This is a genomic window from Kitasatospora sp. NBC_01287 (assembly GCF_026340565.1).
Lineage (GTDB): Bacteria > Actinomycetota > Actinomycetes > Streptomycetales > Streptomycetaceae > Kitasatospora.
The window spans coordinates 80,059-93,235 of record NZ_JAPEPB010000003.1 but is presented as its reverse complement, the minus strand read 5'-3'; the positions used below and the strand labels follow the sequence as shown (position 1 = coordinate 93,235).

The window sequence follows — 13,177 nt, the reverse complement described above, 5'->3', positions numbered from 1 at the left end:
CCAGGTCGTTAAGCCATAGCGGGGCATGTTGTCAGCGCAGGCGAGTAGCGTGACGCCATGGCTACCCGCATCCTCCCCCGTCGCGACACCCCCTACCGAGCCGCGCTCTACGGGCGCGCCAGCAGCGACCCCAAGAAGCGGGGCCGCTCGATCCGCGACCAGTTCGCCGTCGGCGAGGTCGAATGCGACGACCACAGCTGGGCGATCGTCGACTATTACGAGGATCGGGACCGATCCGCAAGTCGGGCCGCCAAGCAGGAGCGCGAAGACTTCAACCGGCTCGTCAGCGACATCAAGGCCGGCCTGGTCGACATCGTCGTCTACGCGGAGCGCTCCCGTGCGTCCCGGCGTCTCGATGTATCCCTCGAGCTGCGCACGTTGTGCGAGGACACGAACGTGCTGCTGTGCTACGACGGGCGCATCTACAACATGCATGTCCCCGCGGACCGTAAGGAGTTCACGCGGGACGCCGTGCAGTCCGAGGAGGAGGCCGAGAGCATCATCGGCCGCAGCCAGAGGACCGCTCGACTCAACGCGCAACGGGGGGCTCCTCACTCCTACGCCCCGTTCGGCTACACGCGGCGGTACGACCCGGAGGATGGTCATCTTCTGGGTCAGTTCCCGCATCCTACTCAGGCCGTGGACGTCGTCGAGATGTTTGAGCGCGTCGCATCAGGTGAGTCGATTAGCTCGGTGGTTTCCACGTTGCAGAAGCACCGACCGCGGGCGTCTCTGACGAGCCTGCGGGTCATCTTGAAGAACCGTTCGTACCTGGGCGTCCGCATGTACAAGGGCCAGGAAATGCCGAACTGCCAGTGGGAGCCCATCACTGACGACCCTGACTGGCCGGAGCTCTTCGAGCAGGTGCAGCACATCCTGAAGGACTCCAGCCGGAAGACGATGCGCGAGAACCGGCTCGTGCACCTGCTGTCTGGCCTTGCGTGGTGTGCCCCCTGCCTCAAGGCGGGCAAGCGCCTCCCGGAGTCTGTGCTGCGTGTGTCGCGCCGTCAGGGCGCCGCCCGCTACCGGTGCCCTACCGCGAGTGGCCACGTCATGATCCTGAAGGAGGTTCTGGATGCGTACGTGGAGGCCTCAGTCATCGAGTGGCTGTCGTCACCGGCCGCCACGGCTGCACTGGGACCCAAGCAGGACGTCTCGCAGATCAGGAAGCTGCAGAACCGGATTGTCAGCATGAAGGAGCAGCTCGAAACGGCGAGGTCGATGGCCGGGGAGCTGGATGACGATGGCCGTCCGCGGCTGTCGATCGCATCGCTCGCGACGACTGAGAGGCTCCTTTTGCCGCAGGTCGAGCGGGATGAGATCGAGTTGAGCCGGCTCCTCACTCCCCAGGACGCTCTCCTGGGCCGGCTCGCAGGCGTTCCTGTCAAGGAGCTCCACAGGACCTGGGGTCAGCTGAAGCTCTCGGAGCAGCGGCGGGTCCTCAGGTCGGTGGTCAACATCGAGCTGCGGCCTGCGTCGAGCCATGGGGAGCGGCGGTTTCGTTCCGAGCGGGTTGGCCTGACGTTTCGTGGCGCACCTGGGTTCGTCTCGCCATCTGATCGCTCTGGGGTAGGCCGGGATTGAGGTGCTAGGGGTTGGGCTGCCGCGCCGGGTTCGCCAGGGGGGCGCCGGTAGGGCGTCGGTCGGCCAGGTAGATCAGAGATCCGGCCGGGATGTTGACGCCCTCTTTGTGTATGCCGTTCCGCTCGTTGAGGGCCCCGATCTCGTATGCCTTGCAGAGCTCCTGGGCCCGGGTGTTTTCGAATTCATCTCGCATGTCTGCTATCGCCTCGGTGAGGCGCTCCTCGTTGCGAGCCTCTTCCTCGGCCGCGGCGACGCGGAGGCGGTTGCGTGCGGCGATGTTTGCCATGTGGGAGGCCTGGCTTTGTGCAGTGCGCTCGGCGAGGCCCCGGCGCTCCTCGGTGGTATCGGTGAGGTGTTCCTCGAGGTGTGCGAGCCAGCGGCGTATGAAGATGAGCACGGTGATCGTGCATCCCACGATTGCGGTTGAGATTTCGGCGCCGCTGGGGTTGACGGTGTAGATCAGGATCGTGAATGCCCCCGCTGCCGCTGCCATTAGGGCTGTGCGGCCCCACGATCGCCTGTACATTTTTGACCCCCTGAGGTCAGCCGTCCTGTGCCGCGCTCTCGATGGTGTCGGAGGTGTCGGCGCTTGGCTCAGCGAGGCGCTGGAAGAGGGCGTGCACCATCTCGCGGCCGAAGGGGTCGAGCCTCCAGGCATCTGCCACATCATCAGGAGTGATAGGAGGCGATGCTACTGGCTCCGGGAGCGTTTGTGACCGCTCTTCGGCTGGGAGGATTCCGGATTCGCGGAACAGCTCAAGGGGGTCCTTCCCGAGGGCGCGTGCGAGGCCGGTGAAGTACTCGGCTCGTGGCATGCGCTCGCCGAGGATGAGTCGGCTGACTGTGGACTGGGACATGCCTGCGGCGGCGGCGAGGCGCTTGATGGCGCCGCTGTTGATGCGGTCGACCTCGTAGCCGGCGTCCAGGGCCGCTTGGCGGATGTAGTCGGCGAATTGCTTGAGTGACGTGTTCACGGTGGGACCGTCCATGTGGTGATGCTAGCTAGCTCGCATGACGCCTGTCACCGGTCATGCTCATAAGCAACTCTACAGGTCAGGCCATCCGTGGCGACATAAGGGAACGTCGGCCATCACCAACTTGCGTCTGGCATATGCCAACCCATCGAGCATGAAGAACCGCTCCGCGTCTTGCCATCGAGCATGATGCAGGTCTAACGTCATGCCTGTGAGCATGATGCTTCACGGCATGACGAACGGAGGTGACTCATGAGCAAGACCTTCCACGACAACTTCAAGCGCATCACCGCAGGCCAGAACATCGCGGAGATCACCAAAGCGACGGGCCTCGACCAGGGGTCGGTCTCCCGCTACCTGAACGGGAGCCGAGTTCCGCGCCTGCCTCGGCTGCGTCGGATTGCCCGCGCCTACAACGTCAGCGTCGACGAGCTCGACGAACCGCTCGAGGGTGCGGCATGACCCCCGAGGACCACCTGCGCATCCTCGGCCCAGAAATATTGGCCGAGATCCGCCTACTCGTTGCAGCCGCGCCGCCACCCAGCGCTGAGGTCATCGCGGAGCTGCAGCCGATCCTCGGCCCCGCATACGAGCGCATGCGGGCACTCGAAGCGCTCGGCGCCGCAGAAGCCGCTTGACCGATGAAGCGGGCCGCCCGTGGTGCGACCCACGGAACGGCCCTGACCTACCCCACCAACCATCACGAAAAGGAGCAGGCCGTGGACAAGCCTACCGATCTCCGTCCGACGATCACCGTCGGCACCCTGAACGACCTGAACGACCTGTATCTGACCAACCTGCGCACGCACCGCGGTCTGGCCGTCGGCAGCCGCGACGAAGTCCGCGACGGCCAGCGGTTCGGCCTGGGCGGCCTGCGGTGGCGCCTGGTCACCACCAGCGCCGTGTACGAGACCTTCACCGGCGAGGACGAGGTGCTGCCCGATCTGCCGGTGGCCCGCGATGGCTGGCCGTTCGCGATCTCTGACGGCGAGTCGGCGGTGGCGGCATGAACGCGAGGCCAGCGGAGCCGTCCGCGAAGGAGTGGCAGCACGAGTTGGCCCTGTTCAAGGCCCTCTGTGACCGCTGCGGGCGGAACCCGCTGACCTGGTCCGTGCAGACCCGTCGCCTATACCGGAAGCAGGTTCAGCGGTGCCGCAAGCACGACAGGCTCGGCGGTGCGGCGTGAATCTCCTCCATCTTCCCCATCGCCGGCAGAGCGTTTTCGCTCCGGCCGAGCCGGATCCGTTCGCCTGCCACTGCGTGGTCCACCACCCGGTAACGGTGGCTGAACGTGAGCTGGTTGGTGATCTGTGGCTCCTCGCGCTGATCGACGGCGACGAGGACCGGGCCGGCTATCTGCGAACCCAGCTGGCGACGATCTGCCCGGCCGCACAGGTGTGCGGGTGCGGGCGTCCGGTGCACGAGCACAACGAGATGAGGGCCGCCTGATGGGTCATGACGAGAGTCTGCACGCCCGTAATGACGTGGCGCTGCTGAGGGTGGTGCTGCGGGATCGGCTGGTCGCGGACCAGATGTGGCGTGCACTGGCTGAGGTGTGGCGGGAGCGGCCGGACCTGGTGACGGCTCAGCTCGACATGCTCGCGGACGTCCTACCGGCCCCGGCGGGTGCGTGGGACGAGGCGGTCGCCTCGATCGAGGGCGAGTTGCAGCTGCCAGAGGCGGAGGCGGAGTTGAGTCCCTCGGACGCCTACCGGCTGGCCTGTGAGCTGAAGACTGCGGCGGACAGCACGCTCCGGTCTCGGGTCGCGCCACTGTCGGCCTTCCCGCACCAGCAGGACAGGTGGGTCGCGTGACCATCACCAGCGAGGCCGGGGCTTCAGCTCCGGCCGGCCGACGCCGCACCACCAAGCCCGCACCGGTCGGCGAGGAGCGCATCCCGAAGCCCTCGCAGGGCTGGTACCGCGACCCCGTCACCGGCACCAGACTCCGCCGCGTCACCACCATCCTTGAACAAGGCTGCGCCAAGGGCGACGCCCTCACCATGTGGGCCGGCAACATCACTGCCGACACAGCCATGGACAACCTTCCCCGCCTCGTCGCAGCAAGCCTGCGCCCCGACGAGCGGGCCCAGATCACCGCCTGGCTGAAGCGCGCCCACATCCGCAAGAAGGACGAACGCGCCGACATCGGATCCGCCGTGCACCGCCTCATCGAGGCGCACGTCCTCGGCCAGCCCATGCCCGAGGAACTCGTCGAAAGCCCCGAACTCAACCCCTACCTGAGGCACTTCACCCGATTCGTCGACGAGTGGCAGGTCACCTTCGAGGCGTCCGAGATGGTCGTCGGCAGCCTGCAGCAGGGCTACGCCGGCACCCTCGACTACCTGCTGCGCTCGCCTGTCCTCGCGGCCCACTTCGAGGTCGCCGCCGACACCGTCTTTATGGGCGACACGAAGACCGGTGGTGAGTTGGATGTCCGCGGCGTGTACCCGGAAGCCGGCTTGCAGATGGCCGCGTACCGGAACGCCGCTGTGTGCTGGTTGCGTGACGGTTCGAAGGTCGAGATGCCCCCAACGCACTCTATGGGCGTGGTGCTGCATCTGCGACCGGAGGGCTACCGGCTGGTTCCGGTGCGCTGCGATCACGAGGTGTTCAAGGCGTTCCTCGTCATCCAGCGGGCCGCCGAGTGGACATCGGGCCTGTCGAAGAAGGTCGTCGGCTCAGCTCTCGCCCTCCCCGCCCTCACAGAGAAGAAGGCTGCCTGATGCCCATCTTGGACTTGCAGCGCCGAATGCGGCAGCTCGGTGAGATCCGCATCGGCCACGTCGTCGACACCGGCAAGGTCAGCAAGACGACCGGGAAGAAGATCCTGCGCCCGGCCAAGCTCGACAAGTTTCGCTTCACCTCACCGTCCCGGCAGATCCTCGAGCAGGTCGCCGCCCTGTACGGCGGAACTGTGCAGCCGTGGACGCCGGCGAACGGTGGGCCGTCCGAGTTCGAGGTGTACTCCACCGCTGACCGACTGCCCGTAGTGATCCCTCCGCAGAACGCGGTCTCACAGTGGTACGAGCTGTTCAAGGGCTCGAAGTGCGTCCGCCGTTGCGACGGCGCCACCGAGCACAAGAGCGACAAGCCGTGCCTCTGCGACCCGGTGAACCGCGAGTGCGCGATCACGACCCGGGTCAACGTGATGCTGCGTGACCTGCCGGCACTCGGTCAGTGGCTGCTCGTCTCCAAGGGCTACTACGCAGCGGTCGAGCTACCGCCAGCCGCTGAACTCCTCGCGCAGGTCGGCGGGTACGTGCCGGGCTGGCTCGGCATGGAGGAGAAGCTCGTTCAGCGGGACGAGAGGCCGGCCCGGTTCATGGTGCCGACGCTCGATGTGGAGATCACTCCGACGGAGTTGATGTCCGGTCAGCTCCGTGGCGGCGCTGGGCAGGTTGCTGCCGCTCCGGGGCGGGCAGCGATCGAGGCCCCGACCGTACAGGCGGGGCCACCGAAGGACTTCCACGCCCTTGCCATGGCCGCAAAGACGGTCGAGGAGGTCCGGCTGCTCTACAAGGAGGCCTCAGCCGCAGGTGCTCCAGTCGCGTACCTGGCCACGCTGGAGCAGATCGGAGCGGGCAAGGTTCGTAACGACGGCGGCTTGACCGAGCGTCTGTCGAACCCCGGGGACTACGGCGGTACTAGCGCCGAGGACGAGGCGGCTCAGGTGTCTGCGCTGTTCCACGACTCGCAGGACGACGTGATCGAGCCAGAGATCGTGAATGACGAGGACCCGACCGAGGTGTGGTTCCAGATCGTCGCCGCGGCTGGCGCTCGGGGCTGGTCCACCAGCCAGACCGAGGAAAGGTTCGCCGAGTTCTCCGGCGGCACGATGCCCGGGTCGGCCGAGACCACTCAGCTGCGGGAGTTCCTCACCTCCCTGAAGGCGGGGACGCGATGAGTTGGCAGCTGGGTCCGCGAGCAGCCTTCGACCTAGAAACAACCGGCGTGGACGTCGAGCAGGACCGGATCGTCACCGCTGCTGTGATCTACATCGACGGCACCACGGTCAAGCCGCGCACGTGGCTGCTCAACCCTGGTATCGAGATTCCGATCGACGCCACGAAGATTCATGGCATCAGCACGGCCCAGGCCGAGGCCGAGGGCATGGATGCCGCCAAGGGGGTCGAGGAGATCGCCACTGCGGTCGCCGAACTCGTTACGGCCGGGGTACCGCTCGTCGGGCACAACGTGTCATACGACCTGACGCTCCTCGACCGGGAGTGCCGGCGCCACGGGCTGGGCGGTCTGGAGGACATCTGCGGCCAGCCAATCCGGCCGGTCATCGACACCCGGGTTCTCGACCAGCAGGTTCTGACGCGACGTAAGCGTGTCTCGGCTGAGCAGGGCGCCCGGGTCCTGAAGACGGTGGCTCAGGTCTTCGGGTTGTCGTGGGACGACGAGGCCGCACATGGCTGCGAGTTCGACGCGATGGTGTCGGCCCGAGTCGCGTGGTGGATCGGTGAGATCGCGCACCGTGGCCCGTCCGGATATCCGGCGTGGGTGCTGTCTAACCGGTACGCCCGGTTCGGCACCGTCGCAGGCCTGTCTCTGGATGAATTGCACGACCGGCAGGTGGTGTGGGCCAGGGAGCAGGCGGCATCGCTTCAGGAGTGGTTCCGTACGGCTCCAGCTGAGCGGGGCGGGGATCCGAACGCTGTGGTGGACGGCAGTTGGCCTCTGCGTCCTTTCCGTCAGGCGGTGGCGGCCAGCGGGGCCGCCCTTCCGCCGCCGTAACACCCGGGTTGTCGGGCGAGCAGGTGCAGGTGTTGTCCCTGCTCGCCCGGGGCCTGGATTTCCCGCAGATCGCCAAGCAGGGCATCCCCGTCGACACGGGCCGCCGTCACCTCCGCGACGCGATGACCGCCCTCGGCGCCACCAACGCCACCCACACCATCGCACTCGCCATCGGCCACCAGCTTCTGCCGGCCGACACCGCCATATCCCAGGAGTAGCACCATGGATCTCCCAGGCAGCAAACGCCGTATCGCGGAACTCGAAGCCCGCAACGCCTACCTGCACCAGAAGATCGACGATCTCACCGCCAAGCAGGCCGGCCTGCCTGTCGCGCCCGACTGGGAGGCGATAGCCAAGCAACTCGCCACGGACCGCACCAAGGCCGAGCGCGCCGATCGGTGGCAGATCGCCAGGCTCGAAGCCGACCGCGACGTCTGGATCGAACTCAGCGCGGCGGCGAACCGTCGGATCAAGCGCCTGGCCCGGGGCGCTGCCCGCTACCGCAAGGCGCTCGCCGAACAGGGATCCCTCATTGCTGACCAGGCCACACGCCTGGACCGGTGGGAGGGCGGCGACCGGGCCCTGATGCCACTGCCGAGAACCGGGGCCGACGCGGTCTCTCAGCTCAACGAGACTCGGAAGCAGCTCGCGCAGCGAGTCGACCAGATCACCAAACTGGAAGCCCTGCTGGCGACGTTGCAGCAGGCCAACATGGATGCCGACCGGGAGACCCGCAGACCCGCCACGCATCTCCAGGCCGCGTCGTGAGGGCCGCGTTGGGCATGGGCGGGTACCTGGCCGCGACGCTCGGCACCGCCGCGCTACTCCTCGGCAAGTGGATCCGGAAGCCGGCCGCAGCCGGCCCGACCGGGCCGCTCGGCTTGGTCCAGGCCTTCGCGCACTGCCCCACCTGCGCCTCCGTGCAGCCGCACATCGTCCACGACACCACATGCCGCCGCTGCACCACCTGCGGCCACTCCACCTACGCCGGAGACCTCTGATGCGCCTCGCCGACTGGTGGCACGGTCGCGGACAGCACCGCGCCGCCGACCGCATCCCCGTCCTCACTCACGAGCGCAACCTGTGGCTCCTCGTCGCTCTCCGCCAGGCCGCCGACAACGTCAAGGTCGGCCGGGAACGCGACACCGTCACCGCGGTCGCCAACCACCTCGCCGCCGACCTTCATGAGCTGCAGGGCCAGCACGAGAACCTCCTCGGAGAACACGCCGAACTCGTCGCCCGGCACGCCGAGGCCACGGCTGTCAGCGTCCCTGCCCCAGCCGACGGGCAGCCCGCGATCCGCGAGCCCGACAACGAGACCACCCGTGAGATGACCATCTCCGCGATCTGGGGCATGGACGGCTCCCGCACCTGGATCCCCACGAAGGCCGCATGACTCGCCTGCTGCACCTGCTCCAGCATCACGAACCCGTCGACGCAGCCCTTTTGCTCGCCATCGTCGGCGCCACCCTCACCGCCCTCTCCCTCGCATGGAGACGACCATGACCCTGCTCCCCGTCGAAGCTCTCCCACCCCACATCGTCGACTCCCCCTCAGTCATCGGACTCGACACCGCCATCGGATCCGCCAGCTCCACCGGAACCGGCATCGCCTCCTCCCTCGGCTGGTGCGAAAGCGTCGGCTACCCCGACCGGAAGAAGCGTGGCCGCGAGTTCAGCAATCTCCCCCACGTCGAGCGGATGCGCGAACTCGTCAACCTCCGTGACCGCATCACCAACGAGATCGGCTGCCCCGACCTCGTCGTCCTTGAACTCCCCGCCCCCTCCCGCACCGGCGGCGGCAGCCACGAACGCGCCTGGCTGTGGTGGGAGATGTACCGCTGGCTCAACAGCAGCTACATCCCCGTCGCGCTACTCACCCCCAATCAGCGGGCCCTGTACGCCACCGGCAAGGGCAACGCGCCCAAGACCGCGGTGGTCGACGCAGTCGCCCGCCGCTGGACCGCCTGGTCCACCGGCGGAGACGACAACCTCGCCGACGCCGTCGTCCTCATGGCTGCCGGCCGCGACTACCTCGGCCACCCGATCGCCGACATGCCGAAGGCCAACCGTGCCGCCCTCGACAAGGCCGTCTGGCCGCACATGGGGGTGACCCAGTGAGCAGGGCCCGGTTCCTCTTCGACACCAGCGTCCCGAACTGGCACTACGACGCCGACTGCCGCGACCACGACCCGGAACTGTGGTTCGCCGATGGCACCGGCAAGGCCACCGCCTACAAGGACCTGCTCTACGCCAAGAGCATCTGCGATGCCTGCCCTGTCAGGCAGCTCTGCCTGGACGACGTGATGCGCCAAGAGGGCGGCATCGCGGCCGAAGGCCGCCACGGCATCCGCGCCGGCCTCACGCCCGACGAGCGGTACCAGCAGCACCGCCGCAACAACCGCAAGAAAGCCGCGGCGTGACCGCCCCGCGCCGCACCGGGTTCTCCGACCCCGTCGACCGGCCCGACAACTACCCCACCAGCGGTGCCACCAACACCCCCGCGGAGAAGTTCAACGCCCTTGTCACCGTTAGGCGCTGCGCCCGCGACGACGAAGAGCGGCACCTGTTCCTGCTCATGCTCGGCCTCGACCAGGCGTGAGCGAGCCCCGGCTCCTCGACTGGCGTGACCGCTCCCACTGGGCCGCCAAACCACTGCCCTGCCAGTACTGCGGCGGCCCCACCCACCTACGCGACAACCAACGACACCCCTCCCACAAGGTCTGCGCCGAGCAGGCCTCCAACGACAGGACCCCCGAATGAGCGCCCCCATCACCCTCACCGGCCGCCTCGGACAGGATCCCGAGCTGCGTTTCAGTCCCAGCGGCACAGCGATTGTGAAGCTCAGCATCGTCACCTCCCGGCGCACCAAGGACGACCAGGGCAACTGGTCGGACACCGACGTCACCTGGTGGGACTGCACCGGGTTCCGGCAGCTCGCCGAAAACGTCGCCTCCTCACTCGCCAAAGGCATGACGGTGATCGCCGCCGGCCGGGTCGTCCAGGACAACTGGCAGGACAAGGACGGCCAGAAGCGTTCCAAGCTCGCCATCAAGCTCGACGCCATCGGCCCCGACCTCAACCGGGCCACCGCCCGCGTCGAGAAGGCCAACTCCCAGCAGCAGGGCGGAGGGCAGCAGCGCCAGGCTCCGCAGCAGGACCCGTGGAACCAGGGCGGGCAGCCGCAGGGCCAGCAGGGCGGCTGGGGCGGCGGCGGATCGCAGGGCGGCAGCGGCTGGGGTGCGTCGCAGAACAACGATCAGGCGCCGTTCTGATGACCGCCATAGCCGTCCCCGCCAAGGCCGGAGACGTCTACGTCGACATCCTCTTGGATGAGGAGGACGTCGCCCGGCTCGCTGGCCGCAAGCTCTCCATCGGCTCCCACGGCTACGCCCAGATGTGGGACGGCCAGGTCATGCTCCTCCACCGCTGGCTCATGAACGTCCCAGCTGGCACCGGCTATCGCGTGATCGTCGACCACATCAACCACGACATCCTCGACTGCCGCCGCGAGAACCTGCGGATCGTCACGCCCACCGAGTCCAATCTCAACCGGCGTGTTGCGGCCCGGGATCTACCTCTCGGCGTCTACCGCGACCGGGGCGGCAAGCGCTACGTCGCCAAGATCAAGCGCCACCGCAAGTCCCGGAACCTCGGCACCTTCGACACCCCGGACCAGGCTGCGGAAGCCGTCGAGGCCGCCCGCAGGGAACTTGACCGGGGCGCGTTCGCTGCTCCCCCGCCAGCCGCGGCCTGACCCGAACCGCCCGGCCGGACTACTCCGCCGGCCGGGCTCACCCCGGCGCCCTCACGCCCCTATCGCACCCACCCGAAAGAAGCCTCGCATGGCACGTATCCGCTCGATCAAGCCCGAGTTGCGCACCTCGATCACGGTGTCGTCGTGGCCGTTCGAAGTCCGCTACTTCTTCGTGCTGCTCTGGGGCTACCTCGACGATTACGGCCGCGGTGTCGACGACGAACTCCTCATCGCCTCCGACTGCTTCCCCCGCGATCGGGGCGTCACGCCGGATGTCGTCGACAAGTGGCTGGAGACAATGGCCGAGTCGGGCCCCGTCTGCCGCTACGAGGTCGATGGCCGAAGGTACTTGCACTGCCCGAACTGGCCGGAGCACCAGAAGCCGCAGCACCCGGGTAAGCCGAGGGTGCCCCCGTGCCCGGACGACGAGCCGGATGACTTCCTGATGTGGCGTGGGGCGAATCCGCCCCGCCAGCGGGACCGCTCACGAAAGTCTCGCGAGGGACTCATGAGTGTCTCTCCGGCCCCTTTTGGAGCCTCATTTCCACCCTCCGGAGGGGTTGATTTCAAGGGCGAGACCCCCTTGAAGGGCTCCGTCGTGTCCCTGCTCGACCGCGGCTCTTCCATCAAGCCCTCGAACAACATCACCGCTGATCAGACCCCTTGCGAAAACCCTCACGAGAATGTCGTGAACCTCTCCGGAGCACCTCACGAAACCCTCACCCCTGAGCAGGGAGCAGGGAGCAGGGAGCAAGGGAGCAGGGAGAAAGACAACTCGGCGGCCAAGCCGCACGAGGCCGACACCCGCCGCGCCGACGTCGAACAGGCCTGCCAGCTCCTCGCCGACCTCGTCCACGAAAACGGCAGCACCCGACCCACCGTCACCCAGCGCTGGCGCGACGCCGCCCGCCTGATGCTCGACAAGGACGGCCGGACCCTCGACGAGGTCCTCGGTGCGATCCGCTGGTGCCAGGCCGACGAGTTCTGGCGATCCAACGTCATGGCTATGCCCAAGCTCCGCTCCCAGTACGACCGGCTGCGGCTCGAAGCCCAGCGCAAGCGCAACGCCGGCGCCCAACTCGCCGCCACCGGCACCGACGGCCGCCAACTCTCCACCGCCGACCGCCGCGTCCACGACGCGGCCCAGCTCGCAGCCCGCCTCGCCGCAGAGGAAAACCAATGACCCCCAGCGAAGCCGCCACCCTCCTCGGCCACATCGCCGCCTTCGACCGCCGCACCATCGGCGAAGTCGACGCCCGCGCCTGGGCCGCAGCCCTCCACGACACCCCCCTCGACCGCGACACCCTCAACGCCGTCGCCCGCTACTTCGCCACCCCACCCGAGAAGCCCGACGCCCGACGCTGGCTCGAACCCCACCACGTCCGCACCCTGCGTGCCGAAATCCGCGCCGAACGGATCCCCGACGGGGCGTTCACCTACCCGGCGCTCGACCGGGACGAGACCGGCGCCGAGTTCGTGCAACGCCGACGCGCCCAGATCCGGGCCATCGCCGACGGCCGGATCGAAGCCGAACCGATCCGCGAGATCACCGGCGGCCCGCACCCCAGCGTCACCGACACGGTCGCCCGCATCGGACAGATCCCCGAGCACCTGCGCGCCGAGCTCGCCGCGGCCGGCATCGGCGCCAAGCGCGGCCAGTGGCCCGAGTTGGCGATTCCCTGCCCGCTGCACGCCTGCCGCGCAGAGGCCTGGAACCCCTGCCGGACCACGAGGGGCAAGCGCATGCAGCAGGGCACGCACCCGAGCCGGCGGGACGCCTGGAAGAAGACCCAGGACCTGTACGTCGTGACCGACGCCGATCCGCAGGAAGCGTCATGACCTCCCAGGTCAGCCCGGTACCCGATGCGGTGGCGGCGCTGATCCAGGGCGTCCTCGACGATCACCCGGCGGCGGAGCGGGCCGCGTACGGGCGGCTGATCGTGAGGGCTCTGCGGGAGGACGGCTGGCTGGTGGTGGCGCCGACGGGCCGTGGCACAACGCGGGCCGTTGACGGGCCGTCCAATAGCGCTCCGGGTGCGCGGTGCAAGGGAAACGCTCACAAGGCCGCGTAGCACCCCGAAGCTGCCCAGCTCCGTCCACGGCCCGAGAGACCGTTCTAGC

The 13,177-nt window shown here is 68.0% G+C and carries 24 protein-coding genes; 22 read left to right on the top strand and 2 right to left on the bottom strand.

All coding sequences use genetic code 11. From position 1 onward, the window contains the following. Nucleotides 1-57 precede the first annotated feature (57 nt). Complete coding sequence (locus OG455_RS41915) at nt 58-1,584, top strand: recombinase family protein (RefSeq protein WP_266301766.1); 1,527 nt, start codon at nt 58-60, stop codon at nt 1,582-1,584. A gap of 4 nt (nt 1,585-1,588) precedes the next feature. Here the strand turns inward: OG455_RS41915 and OG455_RS41910 are convergent, their stop codons facing one another. Together OG455_RS41910 and OG455_RS41905 are read right to left on the bottom strand one after the other, a co-directional pair. Then, nucleotides 1,589-2,077, bottom strand: a complete 489-nt coding sequence (locus tag OG455_RS41910; protein ID WP_266301767.1) for a hypothetical protein — start codon at nt 2,075-2,077, stop codon at nt 1,589-1,591. A 49-nt stretch (nt 2,078-2,126) separates the two neighbouring features. Then, nucleotides 2,127-2,573: a helix-turn-helix domain-containing protein gene (locus tag OG455_RS41905; RefSeq protein WP_266301768.1), complete on the bottom strand. Its 447-nt coding sequence runs from the start codon at nt 2,571-2,573 to the stop codon at nt 2,127-2,129. A 237-nt stretch (nt 2,574-2,810) separates the two neighbouring features. Between OG455_RS41905 and OG455_RS41900 the strand changes: the two genes are divergently transcribed. From OG455_RS41900 to OG455_RS41800, 21 genes are all read left to right on the top strand, one after another. Beyond that, complete coding sequence (locus OG455_RS41900) at nt 2,811-3,020, top strand: helix-turn-helix transcriptional regulator (protein ID WP_266301769.1); 210 nt, start codon at nt 2,811-2,813, stop codon at nt 3,018-3,020. Further along, nucleotides 3,017-3,196 (top strand): hypothetical protein, encoded by a 180-nt coding sequence (locus OG455_RS41895; protein WP_266301770.1) that lies wholly within the window; start codon nt 3,017-3,019, stop codon nt 3,194-3,196. Before OG455_RS41900 ends, OG455_RS41895 begins: the two co-directional genes overlap by 4 nt. A gap of 81 nt (nt 3,197-3,277) precedes the next feature. Then, nucleotides 3,278-3,568: a hypothetical protein gene (locus tag OG455_RS41890; protein WP_266301771.1), complete on the top strand. Its 291-nt coding sequence runs from the start codon at nt 3,278-3,280 to the stop codon at nt 3,566-3,568. A 172-nt stretch (nt 3,569-3,740) separates the two neighbouring features. Beyond that, entirely contained in the window at nt 3,741-4,007 is a 267-nt protein-coding gene (locus OG455_RS41885) for a hypothetical protein (protein ID WP_266301772.1), read from the top strand. Next, nucleotides 4,007-4,372: a hypothetical protein gene (locus OG455_RS41880; protein WP_266301773.1), complete on the top strand. Its 366-nt coding sequence runs from the start codon at nt 4,007-4,009 to the stop codon at nt 4,370-4,372. The genes OG455_RS41885 and OG455_RS41880 overlap by 1 nt, the downstream gene beginning before the upstream one ends. Continuing rightward, a complete protein-coding gene (locus tag OG455_RS41875) occupies nt 4,369-5,283 on the top strand; it encodes a hypothetical protein (RefSeq protein ID WP_266301774.1) in 915 nt (304 codons plus the stop codon). Before OG455_RS41880 ends, OG455_RS41875 begins: the two co-directional genes overlap by 4 nt. Beyond that, entirely contained in the window at nt 5,283-6,464 is a 1,182-nt protein-coding gene (locus OG455_RS41870) for a hypothetical protein (protein WP_266301775.1), read from the top strand. Before OG455_RS41875 ends, OG455_RS41870 begins: the two co-directional genes overlap by 1 nt. Further along, nucleotides 6,461-7,300 carry an exonuclease domain-containing protein gene (locus OG455_RS41865; protein ID WP_266301776.1) on the top strand — a complete coding sequence of 280 codons (840 nt, stop codon included), beginning with the start codon at nt 6,461-6,463 and terminating at the stop codon, nt 7,298-7,300. The genes OG455_RS41870 and OG455_RS41865 overlap by 4 nt, the downstream gene beginning before the upstream one ends. Before the next feature lie 32 nt (nt 7,301-7,332). Next, a complete protein-coding gene (locus OG455_RS41860; RefSeq protein ID WP_266301777.1) occupies nt 7,333-7,518 on the top strand; it encodes a hypothetical protein in 186 nt (61 codons plus the stop codon). Between the two features lie 4 nt (nt 7,519-7,522). Beyond that, nucleotides 7,523-8,068 (top strand): hypothetical protein, encoded by a 546-nt coding sequence (locus OG455_RS41855; RefSeq protein ID WP_266301778.1) that lies wholly within the window; start codon nt 7,523-7,525, stop codon nt 8,066-8,068. Further along, nucleotides 8,065-8,301, top strand: coding sequence for a hypothetical protein (locus OG455_RS41850; protein ID WP_266301779.1), 237 nt, complete (start codon nt 8,065-8,067; stop codon nt 8,299-8,301). The genes OG455_RS41855 and OG455_RS41850 overlap by 4 nt, the downstream gene beginning before the upstream one ends. Next, complete coding sequence (locus OG455_RS41845; protein WP_266301780.1) at nt 8,301-8,696, top strand: hypothetical protein; 396 nt, start codon at nt 8,301-8,303, stop codon at nt 8,694-8,696. The genes OG455_RS41850 and OG455_RS41845 overlap by 1 nt, the downstream gene beginning before the upstream one ends. Nucleotides 8,697-8,802: 106 nt before the next feature. After that, nucleotides 8,803-9,420 (top strand): hypothetical protein, encoded by a 618-nt coding sequence (locus OG455_RS41840; protein ID WP_266301781.1) that lies wholly within the window; start codon nt 8,803-8,805, stop codon nt 9,418-9,420. After that, nucleotides 9,417-9,722, top strand: coding sequence for a WhiB family transcriptional regulator (locus OG455_RS41835; RefSeq protein ID WP_266301782.1), 306 nt, complete (start codon nt 9,417-9,419; stop codon nt 9,720-9,722). Before OG455_RS41840 ends, OG455_RS41835 begins: the two co-directional genes overlap by 4 nt. Beyond that, nucleotides 9,719-9,901 (top strand): hypothetical protein, encoded by a 183-nt coding sequence (locus OG455_RS41830; RefSeq protein WP_266301783.1) that lies wholly within the window; start codon nt 9,719-9,721, stop codon nt 9,899-9,901. Before OG455_RS41835 ends, OG455_RS41830 begins: the two co-directional genes overlap by 4 nt. After that, nucleotides 9,898-10,062, top strand: a complete 165-nt coding sequence (locus OG455_RS41825) for a hypothetical protein (RefSeq protein WP_266301784.1) — start codon at nt 9,898-9,900, stop codon at nt 10,060-10,062. Before OG455_RS41830 ends, OG455_RS41825 begins: the two co-directional genes overlap by 4 nt. Then, nucleotides 10,059-10,574, top strand: a complete 516-nt coding sequence (locus OG455_RS41820; protein ID WP_266301785.1) for a single-stranded DNA-binding protein — start codon at nt 10,059-10,061, stop codon at nt 10,572-10,574. Before OG455_RS41825 ends, OG455_RS41820 begins: the two co-directional genes overlap by 4 nt. Beyond that, the gene (locus tag OG455_RS41815) at nt 10,574-11,056 is read left to right on the top strand and encodes an AP2 domain-containing protein (protein ID WP_266301786.1); all 483 of its coding nucleotides are present in this window, start codon (nt 10,574-10,576) and stop codon (nt 11,054-11,056) included. Before OG455_RS41820 ends, OG455_RS41815 begins: the two co-directional genes overlap by 1 nt. Before the next feature lie 88 nt (nt 11,057-11,144). Then, a complete protein-coding gene (locus OG455_RS41810) occupies nt 11,145-12,239 on the top strand; it encodes a hypothetical protein (protein WP_266301787.1) in 1,095 nt (364 codons plus the stop codon). Continuing rightward, nucleotides 12,236-12,895, top strand: a complete 660-nt coding sequence (locus OG455_RS41805; RefSeq protein ID WP_266301788.1) for a hypothetical protein — start codon at nt 12,236-12,238, stop codon at nt 12,893-12,895. Before OG455_RS41810 ends, OG455_RS41805 begins: the two co-directional genes overlap by 4 nt. Then, entirely contained in the window at nt 12,892-13,128 is a 237-nt protein-coding gene (locus OG455_RS41800; RefSeq protein ID WP_266301789.1) for a hypothetical protein, read from the top strand. The genes OG455_RS41805 and OG455_RS41800 overlap by 4 nt, the downstream gene beginning before the upstream one ends. Nucleotides 13,129-13,177 lie beyond the last annotated feature (49 nt).